Genomic DNA, 19226 nt, shown 5'->3' on the forward strand with positions numbered 1-19226 from the left:
ACGGCAAGTCCTCCGGCGCGCACACGGCGGGCGGGCCGGTTCTTACCGCTTTCTCACCTTCCTGAACACAAGTTGTCCACGTGCGGACATTCCCGTGACGGACCTTCCTGCCCCACGGGCCACCCCCTGCCTGCCCCTCCGGGTCACTCATACTGCCCGCATGCCCTTCACACTCAGCCATGCCGCCGCCGTGCTCCCGGGGATCCGGCGCGACGGCACGGGCCGTGGTCCGCTGCTCGCCTCGGCTCTGGTCGCGGGGTCGTTCGCGCCCGACCTGACGTACTTCGCGGATTCTGTGATTCCGGGCGCCATGGAGTTCGGCGAGGTGACCCACGCGGTGAGGGGTGTCGTCACCGTGGACATCCTGATCACCGCGCTGGCGCTCGGCCTCTGGCTGCTGCTGCGCGACCCGCTGGTGGCGCTGCTGCCGGAGCGGTGGCGGGGTCGGGTGCACGCCTGGCTGCGGGGCGGCGGGGCCCCGACGGGCCCCGGGCGGTGGGGACTTGGCGCGCGGGACGCCGGGTGGTTCGTGGTGTCGGCGGTGATCGGGTCCGCCACCCATGTCGTGTGGGACGCCTTCACCCATCACGACCGGTGGGGCGTACGGCTGGTGCCCGGGCTCGACGGCAGCGTGGCCGGGTACCCCGTCTTCACGCTCGTCCAGTACGGCACCTCGGCCCCGGCCCTGCTGCTGCTCGCCTGGTTCACGGTGTCGGGGCTGCGGCGGACCGGGGCCCAGCCGGTGCCCGCCTCCCTGCCGGTCCTGAGCGCTCGGGTCCGGGGCTGGGCGCTCGCCTCGATCGGGCTGTGCGCCGTGCTGGGCACCGCCCACCGGTGCGCCCGCTGGTACGCGTACTACGGGCACATCGACACACCGCTGGACATCATCCCGACCGCCTGCTTCGGCGCGGGCGCGGGCCTCGCGGCGGGGCTCCTGCTGTACGCGGCGGCGGTGCGGCCAGGGCCTTTCGTTTGGATCAGGCCGGATCAGGGAGCGGGGCCTGGTGCGTGCAGCTGCAAGGCGGAGGATTGAGGCAACGCGGAGCGTTGGTGATTGACGACAACGCCGCAGATGCGCGTGCCAGGCCCCGCGAGCCCGGCATGATCCAAACGAAAGGCCCTAGCGCCGGCGCGGCGGGAGGCGGAGCCGGCCGGGGCCCCCGCGGACCCCGGCCACCCACGGTCAGTGGGCCGCTGACTCCCAGTCGCCGCCGACGCCGACCGACACGTCCAGCGGGGCGCGCAGCTGCACCGCCGCGGACATCTCGTGGCGCAGGATGCGCTCGACCTGCTCCCGCTCGCCCGCGGCGATCTCCAGCACGATTTCGTCGTGGACCTGGAGCAGCATCCGGGACTTCAGCTCCGCCTCGGTCAGCGCCCGGTCGACCTGGAGCATGGCGACCTTGACGATGTCGGCGGCGGTGCCCTGGATCGGGGCGTTGAGCGCCATCCGCTCGGCGGTCTCGCGGCGCTGGCGGTTGTCGCTGTTCAGGTCGGGGAGATAGCGGCGGCGGCCGAAGATCGTCTCCGTGTACCCGGTGGCCCGGGCCTCCTCGACCACGCGGCGCAGATAGTCCCGGACCCCGCCGAACCGCTCGAAGTAGGTGTCCATCAGGCCCCGGGCCTCGCCCGCCTCGATGTTCAGCTGCTGGGAGAGGCCGAAGGCGGACAGCCCGTACGCCAGGCCGTAACTCATGGCCTTGATCTTGCGCCGCATCTCCGGATCGACCGCCGTCTTCTCGACGCCGAAGACCTGCGAGGCCACCGTGGTGTGCAGGTCCTCGCCGGAGGTGAACGCCTCGATCAGGCCCGCGTCCTCGGAGAGGTGGGCCATCACGCGCAGTTCGATCTGGCTGTAGTCGGCCGTCATCAGCGTCTCGAAGCCCTCGCCGACGACGAAACCGCGGCGGATCGCCCGGCCCTCGTCCGTGCGGACGGGGATGTTCTGCAGGTTCGGGTCGGTGGAGGAGAGACGGCCGGTCGCCGCCACCGTCTGGTTGAACGTGGTGTGGATACGGCCGTCCGCCGCGATCGTCTTCACCAGGCCCTCGACCGTGACCCGCAGCTTCGCCTGCTCCCGGTGGCGCAGCATGAGGACCGGCAGCTCGTGCTCGGTCTGGCCGGCCAGCCAGGCCAGCGCGTCCGCGTCCGTCGTGTAACCGGTCTTGGTCTTCTTGGTCTTCGGCAGGCCCAGCTCGCCGAACAGGACCTCCTGGAGCTGCTTGGGCGAACCGAGGTTGAACTCCCGGCCCACCGACGCGTGCGCCTCCTTCACCGCCTGCTGGACGGCCCCGGCGAACTGCTGCTCCATGCCCTCCAGATGGGCCCGGTCCGCCGCGATGCCGTGCCGCTCCAGGCGGGCGAGCAGGATCGACGTCGGGAGCTCCATGTCGTGCAGCAGCTCGGCCGCGCCGACCTCCTTCAGCCGCGCCGTGAACGCGTCACCGAGGTCCAGGACCGCGCGGGCCTGCGCCATCAGGGCGTCGGCCTCCGCCCGGTCGTCGGCGCCGAACGCCAGCTGACCGTCGGCCGCCGCGGCCGGGGCCAGCTCGCGGCCCAGGTACTCCACGGCCAGCGCGTCCAGCGCGAAGGAGCGGCGGCCGGGCTTCACCAGATACGCGGCGAGGGCGGTGTCCATCGCGACGCCTTCGAGGCGCCAGCCGTGCTCCGGGAAGACCCGCATCGCGCTCTTCGCGTTGTGCATGACCTTGGGCCGGGCCGGGTCCGCGACCCAGGCGGCGAACGCCTGCTCGTCGGCCTCGTCCAGCTGCGCCGGGTCCAGCCAGGCGGCGGAGCCGTCGGCGGCGGCGAGGGCGATCTCGGTGACCGTGCCGACGCCGAGCGCCCAGGTGTCGACCGTCATGACGCCGAGCGGCTGCGCGCCGTGCTCCGCCAGCCAGGGCCCCACCTCGCCGGTGGCGAGCACGGCCCCGTCCAGCTCGATCCCGGCGGCGGGCGCGGGCGGCTCGGCCTCCGCGGCGCCCGGGTCCACCGCGAGCAGCCGCTCGCGCAGGCTCGGGTTGCGGATCTCCAGTATGTCGAGGATGCCGGTGACCGCCGTGCGGTCGTAGGGGGCGCGCTCCAGCCCCTCCGGGGTCTTCGGCAGCTCCACGTCGCGGACCATCTCGGTCAGCACGCGGTTCATCTTCACCGCGTCCAGGTGGTCGCGGAGGTTCTGCCCGGCGACGCCCTTCACCTCGTCGGCCCGCGCGATCAGCTCGTCGAACGAACCGAACTGGTTGATCCACTTCGCGGCGGTCTTCTCACCGACCTTGGGGATGCTCGGAAGGTTGTCCGACGGGTCACCGCGCAGCGCCGCGAAGTCCGGATACTGCCGGGGGGTGAGGCCGTACTTCTCCACGACCTTCTCCGGGGTGAACCGGGTCAGCTCGGAGACTCCCTTGGTGGGGTACAGCACGGTCACGTTGTCCGTGATCAGCTGGAACGAATCGCGGTCGCCGGTGACGATCAGGACCTCGAAGCCGGCCGCCTCGGCCTGCGTGGCCAGCGTCGCGATGACGTCGTCCGCCTCGAAGCCGTCCACCGCGAACCGGTCCGCGTGCATCGCGTCCAGCAGCTCGCCGATCAGCTCGACCTGGCCCTTGAACTCGTCGGGGGTCTTCGACCGGTTCGCCTTGTACTCGGGGAACTCCTGCGCCCGCCACGTCTTGCGGGACACGTCGAACGCCACCGCGAAATGCGTCGGCGCCTCGTCGCGCAGCGTGTTCGCGAGCATCGACATGAAGCCGTACACCGCGTTCGTCGGCTGGCCCGCCGCCGTCGTGAAATTCTCCGCGGGCAGCGCAAAGAACGCCCGGTACGCCAGGGAGTGCCCGTCCATGAGGAGCAGGCGCGGTCGGTTGTCTGCCGTCTTCTTCGATGCCGTCTCAGCCACACCCCGATCCTGCCACGGACCACTGACAATCCGGACCGGCCACCGCCCGCGACGCCTCACCGGGCACCCGACCCGGCCCCCGTGCCAGGATCGGGAGAGAAGGAAACACACACGGCGGACCCACGAGCACACCTCCGGGGGCCCGCAGCCGGCTCGAAGGGGAGCACCATGGCCAGCAAGCCGCCCGCAGGAGACCCCGTCCAGGACGCCCCCCGGGTCGGACCGGCCCAGCACTCCGCCGCCGGACTGCCCGCCGTCGCCCAGAGCCTGCGCGTCGCCCAGCAGCAGATGGGCCTGCGCCGCACCGCTCAGACCCTCCTCAAGGTCAACCAGAAGGACGGCTTCGACTGCCCCGGCTGCGCCTGGCCCGAGGGCGACAAGCGGCACACCGCCGAGTTCTGCGAGAACGGCGTCAAGGCCGTCGCCGAGGAGGCCACGCTGCGCCGGGTCACCCCGGACTTCTTCGCCGAGCACCCCGTCTCCGACCTCGCCGGGCGCAGCGGATACTGGCTCGGCCAGCAGGGCCGTATCACCCAGCCCGTCTACCTGCCCGAGGGCGCCGACCGCTACGAGGCCATCACCTGGGAGCGGGCCTTCGACATCATGGCCGAGGAGCTGGGCGCCCTCGCCTCCCCCGACGAGGCCGTCTTCTACACCTCCGGGCGCACCAGCAACGAGGCCGCGTTCCTCCTCCAGCTCTTCGCCCGCGAGTTCGGCACCAACAACCTGCCGGACTGCTCCAACATGTGCCACGAGTCCTCGGGCTCCGCGCTCACCGAGACGATCGGCGTCGGCAAGGGCTCGGTCTCCCTGGAGGACCTGCACCACGCCGACCTGATCATCATCGCCGGGCAGAACCCCGGCACCAACCACCCCCGGATGCTCTCCGCCCTGGAGCAGGCCAAGGCCGCCGGCGCGAAGATCATCTCGGTGAACCCGCTGCCCGAGGCCGGCCTCGAACGCTTCAAGAACCCGCAGACCCCGCAGGGCATGCTCAAGGGCACCGCGCTCAACGACCTCTTCCTCCAGATCCGGATCGGCGGCGACCAGGCCCTCTTCCGCCTCCTGAACAAGCTGATCCTGGAGACCGAGGGCGCCGTCGACCAGACGTTCGTCGCCGAACACACCCATGGCTACGAGGAGTTCGCCGCCGCCGCGGCCGAGGCGGACTGGGACACGACGCTCGCCGCGACCGGGCTCGACCGCGCCGCCGTCGAAGAGGCCCTGGCGATGGTCCTGGCCTCGGAGCGCACCGTCGTCTGCTGGGCCATGGGCCTCACCCAGCACAAGCACTCCGTGCCGACCATCCGCGAGGTCGTCAACTTCCTCCTGCTGCGCGGCAACATCGGCCGCCCCGGCGCCGGGGTCTGCCCCGTGCGCGGCCACTCCAATGTCCAGGGCGACCGCACCATGGGCATCTTCGAACGGCCCGCGCCCGCCTTCCTCGACGCCCTCGACAAGGAGTTCCGGATCACCTCACCGCGCCACCACGGCTACGACGTGGTCCGCGCGATCCGCGCCCTGCGCGACGGTGAGGCCAAGGTCTTCTTCGCGATGGGCGGCAACTTCGTCGCCGCCACCCCCGACACCGACGTCACCGAGGCCGCCATGCGCAACGCGCGCCTCACCGTCCACGTCTCCACCAAGCTCAACCGCTCCCACGCCGTCACCGGCGCCCGCGCGCTGATCCTGCCCACCCTCGGCCGCACCGACAAGGACGTCCAGGCGGGCGGCAAGCAGTTCGTCACCGTCGAGGACTCCATGAGCAAGGTGCACGCCTCGCGCGGCAACCTCACCCCCGCGAGCCCCCACCTGCTCTCCGAGCCCGCCATCGTCGCCCGCCTCGCCCGCGCCGCACTCGGGCCCGAATCCGCCACGCCCTGGGAGGAGTTCGAGAAGGACTACGCGACGATCCGGGACCGCATCTCCCGGGTCGTCCCCGGCTTCGAGAACTTCAACGCACGCATCGCCCACCCCGGCGGCTTCACCCTCCCGCACGGCCCCCGCGACTCCCGCCGCTTCCCCACCGCCACCGGGAAGGCCAACTTCACCGCCGCGCCGGTCGAGTTCCCCGCGCTGCCCGAGGGCCGGCTGCTGCTCCAGACCCTGCGCTCCCACGACCAGTACAACACCACGATCTACGGCCTGGACGACCGCTACCGGGGCATCAAGGGAGGCCGCCGCGTCGTCCTCGTACACCCCGAGGACGCGGCGGCCCTCGGGCTCGCCGACGGGTCCTACACCGACCTCGTCAGCGAGTGGAAGGACGGGGTGGAGCGGCGCGCCCCCGGCTTCCGCGTCGTCCACTACCCGACCGCCAGGGGCTGCGCCGCCGCGTACTACCCGGAGACCAATGTGCTGGTCCCCCTCGACTCCACCGCCGACACCAGCAACACCCCCGCCTCCAAATCCGTCGTGGTGCGCTTCGAGCCGGCGGGCTAAGCGCTCGCTCAGGCGTCTGATATGAACGACGCGTACGAGCACCGCACCGAGACGAAAGGCGGACCCATGGGCGAGCAGACCACACCCACGTTCCCCCAGGAGATCATCGACGAGTACGCCGCGCTCGGCGTCGACCTGCCCGCCCTCTTCTCCGCCGGCCACCTCGGCGAGCGCATGGGCGTCCGCATCCTCGAAGCCTCCGCCGAGCGCGTCGTCGGCACCATGCCGGTCGAGGGCAACACCCAGCCCTACGGGCTCCTGCACGGCGGCGCCTCCGCCGTCCTCGCCGAGACCCTGGGCTCCGTCGGATCGATGCTGCACGGCGGCCCGTCCAAGTTCGCCGTGGGCGTCGACCTGAACTGCACCCATCACCGAGGGGTACGGAGCGGCCTCGTCACCGGCACCGCCACCCCCGTACACCGGGGGCGCACCACCGCCACGTACGAGATCGCCATCACCGACGAGCAGGGCAAGCGGGTCTGCACCGCACGCCTCACCTGCCTGCTGCGCGAAGCCCCCGCACCCGAAGCCGCCTGACCCCGCACCACCGCACCACCCACCCTGCCCGGCCGTCACCCAAAACGGCCGGGCAGCGGCATATCCGGGCACAACCACCGCCACGATCACGGAAATTGACCGGCGCACGGCGTCAACCCCCTTGACCCGGCGCTCCGTTCCATGGCCCACTCGTCTGCCACACCTCACCCGCCCCCACCACCACACCCCGTCGCCGCACCCCCGCCACCGTCACGCAGCGTAATCAACGCCCGAGGTGAAGCGCTCCGCCGCGACATGATCAGCCCGGCCCCGCAGCCGCCGGGCCCTTCGGCGCGCCCCCGCGCCCCCGCACCGGACCCCCGCCGGGCGACAGCAGCAAGATCACCTCAAGCCCCTTAGCAGAGCTGCACGTTCTCACATTGCGGTCGCTTCACGGTCCGGTAAAAAGCTGGACATGTCCACCCAGCCACCTCAAGCCTTGCTCAAGGGCATAACAAGACAGTCACATCCTTGGCCGGTACCACTCCCGACCCCCACCGCTGCCCTTAGAGTCACGGCCAGTCACCGCGCCGCCGGGCGCGTCTGCAAGCACGGCCCTGTACCAACCCAGTACGGCCCGGCGAACGACACGGCACCTCAAGCGAGGAGGCCGCGCCAGGGAAAGGACCTTTCGTGCGACACCGTTCTTTGCTCATCCTCACCACAGTGCTCACCACCGGTGCACTGACACTCACCGCCTGCGGGTCGCGCGACGACGACAACAAGAGCGACGGCAACAGCGGCAGCGGCAACACGACCGTCGTCATCGGCGTCGACGCGCCGCTCACCGGTGACCTCTCCGCCCTCGGCCTCGGCATCAAGAACTCCGCCGACCTCGCCGCCAAGACGGCGAACAAGGACAAGACGGTCCCCGGCATCACCTTCGAGGTCCAGCCCCTCGACGACCAGGCCCAGCCCTCCGTCGGCCAGCAGAACGCCACGAAGTTCATCGACAACAAGAAGGTCGTCGGTGTCGTCGGCCCGCTGAACTCCGGCGTCGCCCAGTCGATGCAGAAGCCGCTCAACGACGCCGGCCTCACCCAGGTCTCCCCCGCCAACACCGGCACCGAGCTGACCCAGGGCGACAACTGGAAGACCGGCGACAAGAAGCGCCCCTTCAAGACCTACTTCCGCACCGCCACCACGGACCAGATCCAGGGCGCCTTCGCCGCGAAGTACCTGTACAACGACGCGAAGATCAAGCAGGTCTACCTCATCGACGACCAGAAGCCCTACGGCGCCGGTCTCGCCGCCTCCTTCAAGGCCACCTTCACCGACCTCGGCGGCAAGATCGTCGGCGCCGACCACGTCAACCCCGACGACCGCGACTTCAACGCCGTCGTCACCAAGGTCAAGAAGTCCGGCGCCAAGGCCGTCTACTACGGCGGTGAGTACCCCGCCGGCGCCCCCCTGAGCCAGCAGCTCAAGGACAGCGTCAAGCTCCCGCTCATGGGCGGCGACGGCATGTACAGCGCCGACTTCATCAAGCTCAACAAGAAGGCCCAGGGCGACATCGCCACCTCCGTCGGCAAGCCCGTCGAGGAGCTCGACTCCGCCAAGAAGTTCATCGCGGACTACAAGACCGCCGGCTACAAGGACGCCTACGAGGCCTACGGGGGCGGCACCTACGACGCCACCTGGGCCATCATCGAGGCCGTCAAGCTCGCCGTCTCCGAGAACGACGGCAAGCTCCCCGACGACGCCCGCGCCAAGGTGCTCGACGCCATGAGCAAGGTCAAGTTCGACGGCGTGACCGGCCCGGTCTCCTTCGACGAGTTCGGCGACACCACCAACACCATGATGACCGCCTACCAGGTCGACGGTGGCAAGTGGGTCTCCAAGCTCAGCGAGGCCTACAAGCCGTAACTCCCGGGCACGCCCCGACCGACCCCAGACCGCGCGGGAGCGCTACGAGCACTCCCGCGCGGTGCCATATCCGAACCACTCCACGGAGGCCCTGCGGTGCACGAACTGCCGCAACAGCTGGCCAATGGACTCATCCTCGGCGCGATGTACGGACTCATCGCGATCGGCTACACGATGGTCTACGGAATCATCCAGCTCATCAACTTCGCCCACGGCGAGATCTTCATGATCGGAGGCTTCGGAGCTCTCACCGTGTACCTCTGGATGCCGGCCGGCTCCAACCTCCTCGCTATCGTCCCCCTCATGATCATCGGCGGCGTCATATGCTCCGTCGCCGTCAGCGTCGCCGCCGAACGCTTCGCGTACCGGCCCCTGCGCAACGCCCCCCGGCTCGCCCCGCTGATCACCGCGATCGGGCTCTCCCTCGCCCTCCAGCAGGCCATCTGGAAGTGGTACCCGGACGCCACCAAGGACCACCCCTTCCCGCAGTTCAAGGGCGACGCCTTCGAGCTCTTCGGCGCCCACGTCCAGCGCGGTGACCTCTTCGTCCTCATCTCCGCCCCCGTCTGCATGATCGCCCTCGGCCTCTTCGTCTCCAAGACCCGCGCCGGCCGCGGCATGCAGGCCACCTCGCAGGACCCCGACACCGCCAAGCTCATGGGCATCAACACCGACCGCATCATCGTCATGGCCTTCGCCATCGGTGCCGCGTTCGCCGCCGTCGCCGCCGTCGCCTACGGGCTCAAGAACGGCCAGATCGGCTTCCGCATGGGCTTCCTCATGGGCCTCAAGGCGTTCACCGCCGCCGTACTCGGCGGCATCGGCAACATCTACGGCGCCATGCTCGGCGGCGTCGTCCTCGGCGTCGCCGAATCCCTCGCCACCGGCTACATGAGCGACGTCCCCGGCATGGAACTCTTCGGCGGCGGCGCCTGGAAGGACGTGTGGGCCTTCGCCCTCCTCATCATCGTCCTGCTGCTGCGGCCCCAGGGCCTGCTCGGCGAACGCGTCGCGGACAGGGCGTGATACGGATGACCACCGCACTCCTCCCGCTCCCCGCGCCCGCCGCCCGCATCGCCACCCTCGCCGGCGCCGCGGCCGCCCTCGCCGGCACGCTCCTCCCCTGGACCTGGACCTCCGAATTCCCCGGCGACCTCACCGTCACCGGCTACCCCGGCGGCCTCCAGGTCCTCACCCTCACCGGCGCGATCCTCACCCTGCTCTTCGCCCTCACCAACTACGGCATCCCCGGACTGCGCTGGCTCTCCCCCGCCGGCACCCACAGCCCCGTCCGCCTCCTGGCGCTCGCCACCTTCGGCACCACCGGGTACGCCATGGGCGCCATCTCCTACGAGCTCGGCGGCGTCGTCAACCTCGAACCGGGAGCCTGGGTCAGCGGCATCGGCGCACTCGTCGCCGTCATCGCCTCCCTCGCCCTCCCCTACGACGTCCCGCTCTCCGCCGACGGCCCCGCGCCGAACGCCTGGCAGCGCTTCCGCAACAGCCTCGCCGCCCCCTCGGCACCCCGCGCCAAGGCCCTCCCGGGCTGGGCCGAGATCATCATCATCGCCGTCGCCTTCGGCCTCGGGCTCTACGTCTTCACCTACGGGATCGACATCCCCACCGAGGACTCCGAACAGTTCATCGGCTTCCTCATCACCGCGGGCTTCGCCGTCACCGCACTCAACCGCGCCGGACTCATCGCCCGGCTCACCGCGCTGACCACCAAGCACCGCAACGTCACCCTCGCGGCCGCCCTCGTCGCGGCCCTCTGCTTCCCCTTCACCCAGGACACCGCGGAGTACGCCCTCATCGGCGTCAACATCCTCATCTTCGCCACCGTCGCCCTGGGCCTCAACGTCGTCGTCGGCCTCGCCGGCCTCCTCGACCTCGGCTACGTCGCCTTCCTCGGCGTCGGCGCCTACACCGCCGCCCTGGTCTCCGGCGCGCCCCTCTCCGCGATCGGCGTCAAGTTCCCGTTCTGGGCCGCCGTCCTCACCGGAGCGGTCGTCTCGATGATCTTCGGCGTCCTCATCGGCGCCCCGACCCTGCGGCTGCGCGGCGACTACCTCGCCATCGTCACGCTCGGCTTCGGAGAGATCTTCCGCGTCACCGTCAACGCCCTCAACGGCAACAGCGGCCCCGACCTCACCAACGGCTCCCAGGGCATCCCCAGCATCCCCGACCTCAACCTGTTCGGGATCGACTTCGCCCTCAGCCACGACGTCGGACCCTTCACCCTCAGCAGGCCGGCCAACTACTACCTGCTGATGCTCGTCTTCACCGCCGTCGTCGTCCTGGTCTTCCGCCGCTCCGGGGAATCCCGCATCGGCCGCGCCTGGGTCGCCATCCGCGAGGACGAGACCGCCGCCACCGCCATGGGCATCAACGCCTTCCGGCTCAAACTGCTCGCCTTCGCCCTCGGCGCCACGCTGGCCGGCCTCGCCGGCACCGTACAGGCACACGTCAACTACACCGTGACGCCCGAGCAGTACCAGTTCGCCGGCTCCGTGCCGCCCAACTCCGCGTTCCTCCTCGCCGCCGTCATCCTCGGCGGCATGGGAACCCTCAGCGGACCCTTCGTCGGCGCCGCGCTGCTCTACCTCATCCCGGCGAAGCTCCAGTTCATGCAGGACTACCAGCTGTTCCTCTTCGGCATCGCGCTCGTCCTCCTGATGCGCTTCCGGCCCGAAGGCCTGGTCGCCGACCGCAGGAAGCAGCTCGAATTCCACGAGACCGACCAGCTCGACGTGCCCACACCCCGGAAGTCCGACGAGACGGACGCCGGCATCGCCAAGGCGGGGGCGTAACACCATGACCACCAAGACAGAGACCGCCACCGGGACGACCGTCCTGGACGCCAGCGGGGTCACCATGCGCTTCGGCGGCCTCACCGCCGTCCGCGACGTCGACCTCCAGGTCAACAGCGGCGAGATCGTCGGCCTCATCGGCCCCAACGGCGCCGGCAAGACCACCTTCTTCAACTGCCTCACCGGCCTGTACGTCCCCACCGAGGGCAAGGTCAGCTACAAGGGCACCGTCCTGCCGCCCAAGCCCCACCTCGTCACCAAGGCCGGCATCGCCCGCACCTTCCAGAACATCCGGCTCTTCGCCAACATGACCGTCCTGGAGAACGTCCTCGTCGGACGCCACACCCGGACCAAGGAAGGCCTCTGGTCGGCGCTCCTCCACCTTCCCGGCTACCACGCCGCGGAAACCGCCAGCCGCGCACGCGCGATGGAACTCCTGGAGTTCATCGGCCTCCAGGACAAGGCCGACCACCTCGCGCGCAACCTCCCCTACGGAGACCAGCGCAAGCTGGAAATCGCCCGCGCGCTCGCCAGCGACCCCGGACTCCTCCTCCTGGACGAGCCCACCGCCGGCATGAACCCGCAGGAGACCCGCGTCACCGAAGAGCTCATCTTCGCGATCCGGGACCAGGGCATCGCCGTCCTCGTCATCGAGCACGACATGCGCTTCATCTTCAACCTCTGCGACCGCGTCGCCTGCCTCGTCCAGGGCGAGAAGCTCGTCGAGGGCACCGCCTCCGAGGTCCAGAGCGACGAACGCGTCATCGCCGCCTACCTCGGCACCCCCTTCGAAGGCGCCCCCGGCGCCGACGAGGTCGCCGAGGTCGAGAAGGCCGAGGCGAGCGCCACCACCACGAGCACGGAAGAGGAGGACAACCGATGACCGCACTGCTGGAGGTCGAGGACCTCCGCGTCGCCTACGGCAAGATCGAAGCCGTCAAGGGCATCTCGTTCACCGTCGAGGCCGGCCAGGTGGTCACCCTCATCGGCACCAACGGCGCCGGCAAGACCACCACCCTGCGCACCCTCTCCGGGCTGCTCAAACCCCTCGCCGGACGCATCCTCTTCGAGGGCAAACCGCTCACCAACATCCCCGCGCACAAGATCGTCTCCCTGGGCCTCGCCCACTCCCCCGAGGGCCGCCACATCTTCCCCCGGCTGACGATCACGGAGAACCTGCTCCTCGGTGCGTACCTCCGCAACGACAAGGCGGGCATCGAGAAGGACGTCCAGCGCGCCTACGAGCTCTTCCCCATCCTCGGGGAACGCCGAAAGCAGGCCGCCGGGACGCTCTCCGGCGGCGAGCAGCAGATGCTCGCCATGGGCAGGGCGATGATGTCCCAGCCCAAGCTGCTCATGCTCGACGAGCCCTCCATGGGCCTCTCGCCGATCATGATGCAGAAGATCATGGAGACCATCGTCGAACTCCGCGCCTCCGGCACGACGATCCTCCTGGTCGAGCAGAACGCCCAGGCCGCGCTGTCGCTGGCGGACCAGGGCCACGTCATGGAGATCGGCAAGATCGTCCTCTCCGGCACCGGGGCGGACCTCCTCCACGACGAGTCCGTCCGCAAGGCGTACCTGGGCGAGGACTGAGCGCTCACGCGTACGAGAAAGGCCCGCGCCTCCGTGGCGCGGGCCTTTCCTGTGCTTTACGGGGTTACTCGGCGGCCTTCTTCTTCTCCTCGGCGTCCTCGATCAGGGCCTCGGCGAGCTGCTGCATCGACAGCCGGCGGTCCATGGACGTCTTCTGGATCCACCGGAACGCCTCCGGCTCGGACAGCCCGTAGTCCGTCTGAAGGATGCTCTTCGCCCGGTCCACCAGCTTCCGCGTCTCCAGCCGCTGGGCGAGGTCGGCGACCTCGTTCTCCAGGGCCTTCAGCTCGGAGAACCGCGAGACGGCCATCTCGATCGCCGGGACGACGTCGCTCTTGCTGAACGGCTTCACGAGGTACGCCATCGCCCCGGCGTCCCGGGCCCGCTCCACGAGGTCGCGCTGCGAGAAGGCGGTGAGCATGAGGACCGGGGCGATGGACTCCTCGGCGATCTTCTCGGCGGCGGAGATCCCGTCGAGCACGGGCATCTTCACATCGAGGATGACCAGGTCCGGCTTGTGCTCCCGAGCCAGCTCGACGGCCTGCTGCCCGTCCCCGGCCTCCCCGACGACGGAGTACCCCTCCTCTTCGAGCATCTCCTTGAGGTCGAGGCGGATGAGTGCCTCGTCCTCGGCGATGACGACACGGGTCGTCAGCGGCGGAACGTGCGACTTGTCGTCATCGGCGACGGGCTGGGGCGACTCGGGGGTGGTCACGGGGGCTCCTTGTTCCAGGACAGGACTGCTGCCTCTGAGCCTACCTAGCTACGCCGCAGCAACGGGACCCGGTACACTGCTGCACAGCTCCCACCTTGCCCGGTTGGAGGAACTGGTCATACTCGCGGTGCTCAAACCACCGTGCCTTCGGGCATGTGGGTTCGAATCCCACACCGGGCACACCGAAGCGGATGTTCACGTTCTCGTGAACATCCGCTTTTTGCTGCGTGCGGCGGGTTCGGGGCGCTCATCGTGTTCCCATGAACGTGTACGAAACGGAATTGCGACAGAGGGCCCTCGGCCTTCTCCGCAGCGGCGCCCGCAATGCGGACGTCGCACGAGAGCTGAACGTCCCCGCCGGAACGATCGGCTCGTGGCTGTACGCAGATCGCAGGCAGCGCGGAATCCCGTTTAAGCAGCCCGCCGACTGCCCCTGGTGCACGGGCGGGGAATTCGATCACCTCGCCTACGCATACCTGCTCGGGCTCTACCTCGGAGACGGCTGCATCAGCCAGGGCAGGCGAGGCGTGTACGCACTCCGCGTCGCCTGCGCCGACGCATGGCCCGGAATCATGGACGCTTGCGGCGAGGCCATGCAGATCATTCGACCGAGCAACAAGGTGTTCCGCGTGCAGCGACAAGGCTGCCAATACGTGACGTGTCTCAGCAAGCACTGGCCGTGCTTCTTCCCTCAGCACGGCCCCGGCAAGAAGCACGACCGTGAAATCGCTCTGGCCGAGTGGCAACAGGAGATCGTGGACGCCCACCCGTGGGACTTCATCCGCGGCCTGATCCACTCCGATGGCTGCCGCATCACCAACTGGGCCACCCGCCTCGTCCGTGGCGAACGGCGGCGCTACGAGTACCCGCGCTACTTCTTCACCAACCTGTCGGCCGACATTCTGAGGCTCTATACCGACACGCTCGACCGGGTCGGCGTCGAGTGGAAAGACACCAAGGGCAAGAACATCTCCGTCGCCCGACGGGCGTCCGTCGCTCTCATGGACGCTCACGTCGGGCCGAAATACTGAGCCGCCCCGCTACTTCGGGCTGTCGTCCTCGCCGATGTGGTGCACGCGCACCAGATTCGTGGAGCCCGCGACACCCGGCGGGGAGCCCGCCGTGATGACCACGACGTCGCCCTTCTGGCAGCGGCCGATCTTGAGGAGTTCCTCGTCCACCTGGGCGACCATCGCATCCGTGGAGTCCACGTGCGGACCCAGGAACGTTTCGACGCCCCACGTCAGGTTGAGCTGGGAGCGCGTGGCCGGGTCCGGGGTGAAGGCCAGGAGCGGGATCGGGGAGCGGTAACGCGACAACCGCTTCACCGTGTCGCCGCTCTGCGTGAAGGCCACCAGGAACTTCGCACCGAGGAAGTCGCCCATCTCCGCCGCCGCGCGGGCCACCGCGCCGCCCTGGGTGCGGGGCTTGTTCCGGTCCGTCAGCGGCGGGAGGCCCTTCGCGAGGATGTCCTCCTCGGCCGCCTCCACGATGCGGGCCATCGTGCGGACCGTCTCGATCGCGTACTTGCCGACGCTCGTCTCGCCGGAGAGCATCACCGCGTCCGTGCCGTCGATGATCGCGTTGGCGACGTCGGACGCCTCGGCGCGGGTGGGCCGGGAGTTGTCGATCATCGAGTCGAGCATCTGCGTCGCGACGATGACCGGCTTCGCGTTGCGCTTGGCGAGCTTGATCGCGCGCTTCTGGACGATCGGGACCTGCTCCAGCGGCATTTCGACGCCCAAGTCGCCGCGGGCGACCATGATCCCGTCGAAGGCGGCCACGATGTCCTCGATGTTCTCGACGGCCTGCGGCTTCTCGACCTTGGCGATGACCGGGAGGCGGCGGCCCTCCTCGTCCATGACGCGGTGGACGTCCTCGATGTCGCGGCCGCTGCGGACGAAGGAGAGGGCGATGATGTCGGCGCCCGCGCGAATCGCCCAGCGCAGGTCCTCGATGTCCTTCTCGGAGAGCGCGGGGACGGAGACGGCGACACCGGGGAGGTTGAGGCCCTTGTGGTCGGAGACCATGCCGCCCTCGACCACGGTGGTGCGAACGCGGGGGCCGTCGACCTCGGTGACCTCCAGGGTGACGCGGCCGTCGTCGATCAGGATGCGCTCACCGGGGGTGACGTCGGAGGCGAGCCCGTCGTACGTCGTGCCGCAGCCGTTGCGGTCGCCGTCCATCGGCTCGACGGTGATGGTGAAGTCGTCGCCGCGTTCAAGGAGTACGGGTCCTTCACGGAAGCGTCCGAGGCGGATCTTCGGGCCTTGAAGGTCGGCGAGGACGCCCACGCTGCGGTGCGCCTCGTCGGACGCTTTGCGCACGCGGTGGTACCGCTCTTCGTGTTCGGCGTAACTGCCGTGGCTGAGGTTGAGGCGGGCGATGTCCATTCCCGCCTCGACCAAGGCCTTGATCTGGTCGTATGAGTCGGTTGCGGGTCCCAGGGTGCAAACGATTTTGGCTCGGCGCATGGTTCGAGCCTAGACCTTACCTATGGGTAGGTAATTGGCTCTGTATGACTGTCCAACCACCTTTGCATGAAGGGTTATTGACAAGTGTTGAATTGTGCGGCGGCGCGCTCGGATGAGCACGCGCCGGTGTCCCCGTAGGCGGTGATTCAGAGTTTCGGCGGGGTCATGGTGAAGCGGGCGTTCACCTGCGCGTACACGGTCTGCCGCTGGGGTTCGAGGTCGACGGGGGGCGGGGGCGGGGCGCCCGCTCCGGCGGGCGCGGCCGGCATCGCGCCGCCGTAGCCGCCGGTGCGGGCGTACGCGACCGGGGCGGCGTTCTCCGCGCCTATGTCGGCGAGTTCGACCAGGGCGGCGAGGTCGGCACCCAGGGCTCCGGCGTATTCGCGGGCGCGCTGGACGGCCTCGCGGACGGCCTGGCGGCGGGCCTCGCCGTGCGCGGGCGAGGTGGGGCGCAGGGCCCACCAGGGTCCGTTGACGTGGGTCATGTCGAGGTCGCCGACGCGGGTGACGAACTCGCCGAGTGCGGTGAAGTCGTTGAGGACGGCGGTGATGTAGACGCGTCCGTGGTAGGCGCGGATCTTCTCGTCGCGGCCGCGCTGGACGAGTTCGGGGTGGATGGAGAGCGCGCCGGTCTCGATCTTCTCGACGGCGTCCCCGTAAGTGCGGGCGAGTTCGAGGACGGTGGCGTTGCGGCGGGTGAGGTCTTCGAGGGCGGCGCGGCGGTCCTTGCCGCGGGCGGTGACGGTGATGGAGAGGCGGGCGATCTCGGGGTCGACTTCCAGGCGGGCTTCGCCGCGGACGGCGAGGCGGGGCTGGTCGGGGGTGCCGAAGGGCTGCGCGGGCTCGGTCATGGGTCCACTGTGGCATCCGAGTGTGACAGTCGGGGTGTTCGCGGCCGGACGCCGTCCTGTCGATGTGTGGTCATGGAACGGAAACCTGCCGGGGGTGTTGCCGGAGGTGGTGCCTGGGTGATTATCTACGCGCGTTGTTGGACGGCGTACGACAGAACTTCGCACCAAGTGAACCGAAATGTGGGAGACGAGATGCCGCTGAACCGAAGGACGTTCCTGGGGACATCGGCCGCGGCCGGCGCGAGCGCGGTGGTGGTGGGCGGCGTCGCGTCGCCCGCCGAGGCGCACGGGCGCGGGCACGGTCATGGTCACGGGCGTCCGCAGAAGCGGTACTCGTTCACCGTGATGGGGACGACGGATCTGCACGGGAACGTCTTCAACTGGGACTACTTCACGGACGCCGAGTTCGATGACAAGGACCACAACGACGTCGGTCTGGCGAAGATCTCGACGCTGGTGGAGCAGGTGCGGCGGGAGAAGGGCCGTCACAACACCCTGATGATCGACGCGGGTGACACGATCCAGGGTACGCAGCTCTCGTACTACTACGCGAAGATCGACCCGATCACGGCGAAGCGCGGTCCGGTGCACCCGATGGCGCAGGCGATGAACGCGATCGGCTATGACGCGGCGGCGCTGGGGAACCACGAGTTCAATTACGGGATTCCGGTGCTGCGGAAGTTCGAGGAGCAGTGCGACTTCCCGCTGCTGGGGGCGAACGCGCTGGACGCGAAGACGCTGCGGCCGGCGTTCGCGCCGTATGTGATCAAGAAGCTGCGGACGCCGCACGGCCGGGATGTGAAGGTGGCGGTTCTGGGGCTGACGAACCCGGGGATCGCGATCTGGGACAAGGCGAACGTGAGCGGGAAGATGGTGTTCCCGGGGCTTGAGGAGCAGGCGGCGAAGTATGTGCCGCGGCTGCGTTCGATGGGCGCGGATGTGGTGATCGTGTCGGCGCACTCGGGGAACAGCGGGACGTCGTCGTACGGGGACCAGATTCCGTATGTGGAGAACGCGGCGGGTCTGGTGGCGGAGCAGGTGCCGGGGATCGACGCGATCCTGGTGGGTCACGCGCATCTGGAGATTCCCGAGTACTTCGTGGAGAACAAGGAGACGGGGAAGAAGGTCGTGCTCTCGGAGCCGCTGAAGTGGGGGCAGCGGCTGACGCTGTTCGACTTCGAGGTGGTGTGGGAGAAGGGCCGCTGGGTGGTGGAGAAGGCCGGTTCGCGGGTGCTGAACTCGAACACGGCGGCCGAGGACCGGAAGATCACGAAGCTGCTGGCGGACGAGCACAAGAAGGTCGTGGCGTACGTCAACCAGGTGATCGGTACGGCGGCTTCGGAGATGACCACGGCGGAGGCGGCGTGGAAGGACGAGCCGATCATCGATCTGATCAACGTCGTTCAGGCGGAGACGGTGAAGGCGGCGCTGGCGGGTGGTGAGTACGCGGAGCTTCCGGTGCTGTCGCAGGCGTCGTGCTTCTCGCGTACGGCGCGGATTCCGGCCGGGAACGTGACGATCAAGGACGCGGCGGGTCTGTATCCGTTCGAGAACACGTTGGAGGCGCGTCTGGTGACGGGTGCGCAGATTCTGGAGTACCTGGAGTTCTCGGCGAAGTACTACGTGCAGACGGCGGCGGGTGCTCCGGTGGATCCGGAGAAGCTGACGAATGCGGACAGCACGCCGGACTACAACTACGACGCGGTGTCGGGTCTGACGTACGAGATCGACATCGCGAAGCCGGTGGGTTCGCGGATCGTGAATCTGTCGTTCGCGGGGAAGCCGCTTGATCCGAAGGCGCAGTTCGTGCTGGCGGTGAACAACTACCGGGCGAGCGGTGGCGGCAATTTCCCGCATGTTCCGGCGGCGAAGCAGCTGTGGGCGAATTCGGAGGAGATCCGGAACACGATCATCGCCTGGGTGCAGGCGAAGGGTTCGGTGGATCCGGCGGAGTTCGCTTCGGTGGACTGGAAGCTGACGCGGGACGGTGTGCCGGTGTTCTAGGGGTGCCGGTACGGGTGTGACGGCGGCCCCCTCTCC

The 19226-nt window shown here is 69.2% G+C and carries 14 protein-coding genes and 1 tRNA gene; 11 read left to right on the top strand and 4 right to left on the bottom strand.

Translation table 11 applies throughout. From position 1 onward, the window contains the following. Positions 1 to 160: 160 nt before the first annotated feature. Positions 161 to 1033 (top strand): DUF4184 family protein, encoded by an 873-nt coding sequence (locus ACIQZN_RS16620; RefSeq protein ID WP_403993528.1) that lies wholly within the window; start codon positions 161 to 163, stop codon positions 1031 to 1033. Between the two features lie 150 nt (positions 1034 to 1183). On the opposite strand, the gene polA is transcribed toward ACIQZN_RS16620, so the two are convergent. Further along, positions 1184 to 3895 carry a DNA polymerase I gene (gene polA, locus ACIQZN_RS16625; RefSeq protein ID WP_403993531.1) on the bottom strand — a complete coding sequence of 904 codons (2712 nt, stop codon included), beginning with the start codon at positions 3893 to 3895 and terminating at the stop codon, positions 1184 to 1186. Between the two features lie 168 nt (positions 3896 to 4063). On the opposite strand from polA, the gene ACIQZN_RS16630 reads away from it, so the two are divergent. The 7 genes from ACIQZN_RS16630 to ACIQZN_RS16660 all read left to right on the top strand — a co-directional run bounded on the left by ACIQZN_RS16630 (position 4064) and on the right by ACIQZN_RS16660 (position 13146). Next, complete coding sequence (locus ACIQZN_RS16630) at positions 4064 to 6337, top strand: FdhF/YdeP family oxidoreductase (protein WP_403993534.1); 2274 nt, start codon at positions 4064 to 4066, stop codon at positions 6335 to 6337. A gap of 66 nt (positions 6338 to 6403) precedes the next feature. Then, complete coding sequence (locus tag ACIQZN_RS16635) at positions 6404 to 6874, top strand: hotdog fold thioesterase (RefSeq protein WP_391261166.1); 471 nt, start codon at positions 6404 to 6406, stop codon at positions 6872 to 6874. A 648-nt stretch (positions 6875 to 7522) separates the two neighbouring features. After that, a complete protein-coding gene (locus ACIQZN_RS16640) occupies positions 7523 to 8740 on the top strand; it encodes a branched-chain amino acid ABC transporter substrate-binding protein (protein ID WP_403993744.1) in 1218 nt (405 codons plus the stop codon). Positions 8741 to 8836: 96 nt separating this feature from the next. Continuing rightward, positions 8837 to 9766, top strand: a complete 930-nt coding sequence (locus ACIQZN_RS16645; protein ID WP_403993537.1) for a branched-chain amino acid ABC transporter permease — start codon at positions 8837 to 8839, stop codon at positions 9764 to 9766. Between the two features lie 5 nt (positions 9767 to 9771). Then, the gene (locus ACIQZN_RS16650) at positions 9772 to 11550 is read left to right on the top strand and encodes a branched-chain amino acid ABC transporter permease (RefSeq protein WP_403993540.1); all 1779 of its coding nucleotides are present in this window, start codon (positions 9772 to 9774) and stop codon (positions 11548 to 11550) included. A gap of 4 nt (positions 11551 to 11554) precedes the next feature. Then, positions 11555 to 12433 (top strand): ABC transporter ATP-binding protein, encoded by an 879-nt coding sequence (locus ACIQZN_RS16655; RefSeq protein ID WP_403993543.1) that lies wholly within the window; start codon positions 11555 to 11557, stop codon positions 12431 to 12433. Then, the gene (locus tag ACIQZN_RS16660; RefSeq protein ID WP_403993546.1) at positions 12430 to 13146 is read left to right on the top strand and encodes an ABC transporter ATP-binding protein; all 717 of its coding nucleotides are present in this window, start codon (positions 12430 to 12432) and stop codon (positions 13144 to 13146) included. Before ACIQZN_RS16655 ends, ACIQZN_RS16660 begins: the two co-directional genes overlap by 4 nt. Positions 13147 to 13210: 64 nt before the next feature. Here the strand turns inward: ACIQZN_RS16660 and ACIQZN_RS16665 are convergent, their stop codons facing one another. Then, on the bottom strand, positions 13211 to 13861 hold the full coding sequence (locus ACIQZN_RS16665) for an ANTAR domain-containing response regulator (protein ID WP_018104545.1): 651 nt from the start codon (positions 13859 to 13861) through the stop codon (positions 13211 to 13213). A gap of 97 nt (positions 13862 to 13958) precedes the next feature. Here ACIQZN_RS16665 and ACIQZN_RS16670 point away from each other — a divergent pair. Then, positions 13959 to 14041 (top strand) — tRNA-Leu (locus ACIQZN_RS16670). Between the two features lie 80 nt (positions 14042 to 14121). Beyond that, positions 14122 to 14892 (top strand): transcriptional regulator, encoded by a 771-nt coding sequence (locus tag ACIQZN_RS16675; protein ID WP_403993549.1) that lies wholly within the window; start codon positions 14122 to 14124, stop codon positions 14890 to 14892. 9 nt (positions 14893 to 14901) lie between these two features. Here ACIQZN_RS16675 and pyk read toward each other — a convergent pair whose 3' ends face one another. Continuing rightward, positions 14902 to 16335, bottom strand: coding sequence for a pyruvate kinase (gene pyk, locus ACIQZN_RS16680; RefSeq protein ID WP_403993552.1), 1434 nt, complete (start codon positions 16333 to 16335; stop codon positions 14902 to 14904). A gap of 146 nt (positions 16336 to 16481) precedes the next feature. Next, positions 16482 to 17186: an SIMPL domain-containing protein gene (locus ACIQZN_RS16685; protein ID WP_403993555.1), complete on the bottom strand. Its 705-nt coding sequence runs from the start codon at positions 17184 to 17186 to the stop codon at positions 16482 to 16484. Between the two features lie 192 nt (positions 17187 to 17378). Here ACIQZN_RS16685 and ACIQZN_RS16690 point away from each other — a divergent pair, with 192 nt between their 5' ends. Continuing rightward, positions 17379 to 19190: a bifunctional metallophosphatase/5'-nucleotidase gene (locus tag ACIQZN_RS16690; RefSeq protein ID WP_403993558.1), complete on the top strand. Its 1812-nt coding sequence runs from the start codon at positions 17379 to 17381 to the stop codon at positions 19188 to 19190. Positions 19191 to 19226 lie beyond the last annotated feature (36 nt).

Source organism: Streptomyces sp. NPDC097595 (assembly GCF_044761525.1).
Lineage (GTDB): Bacteria > Actinomycetota > Actinomycetes > Streptomycetales > Streptomycetaceae > Streptomyces > Streptomyces drozdowiczii_A.

Coding starts and splice junctions, on each gene's coding strand:
- ACIQZN_RS16620 (WP_403993528.1), top strand. CDS start 161: ATGCCCTTCACACTCAGCCATGCCGCCGCCGTGCTCCCGGGGATCCGG.
- ACIQZN_RS16630 (WP_403993534.1), top strand. CDS start 4,064: ATGGCCAGCAAGCCGCCCGCAGGAGACCCCGTCCAGGACGCCCCCCGG.
- ACIQZN_RS16635 (WP_391261166.1), top strand. CDS start 6,404: ATGGGCGAGCAGACCACACCCACGTTCCCCCAGGAGATCATCGACGAG.
- ACIQZN_RS16650 (WP_403993540.1), top strand. CDS start 9,772: ATGACCACCGCACTCCTCCCGCTCCCCGCGCCCGCCGCCCGCATCGCC.
- ACIQZN_RS16655 (WP_403993543.1), top strand. CDS start 11,555: ATGACCACCAAGACAGAGACCGCCACCGGGACGACCGTCCTGGACGCC.
- ACIQZN_RS16660 (WP_403993546.1), top strand. CDS start 12,430: ATGACCGCACTGCTGGAGGTCGAGGACCTCCGCGTCGCCTACGGCAAG.
- ACIQZN_RS16675 (WP_403993549.1), top strand. CDS start 14,122: ATGAACGTGTACGAAACGGAATTGCGACAGAGGGCCCTCGGCCTTCTC.
- pyk (WP_403993552.1), bottom strand. CDS start 16,335: ATGCGCCGAGCCAAAATCGTTTGCACCCTGGGACCCGCAACCGACTCA.
- ACIQZN_RS16685 (WP_403993555.1), bottom strand. CDS start 17,186: ATGACCGAGCCCGCGCAGCCCTTCGGCACCCCCGACCAGCCCCGCCTC.
- ACIQZN_RS16690 (WP_403993558.1), top strand. CDS start 17,379: ATGCCGCTGAACCGAAGGACGTTCCTGGGGACATCGGCCGCGGCCGGC.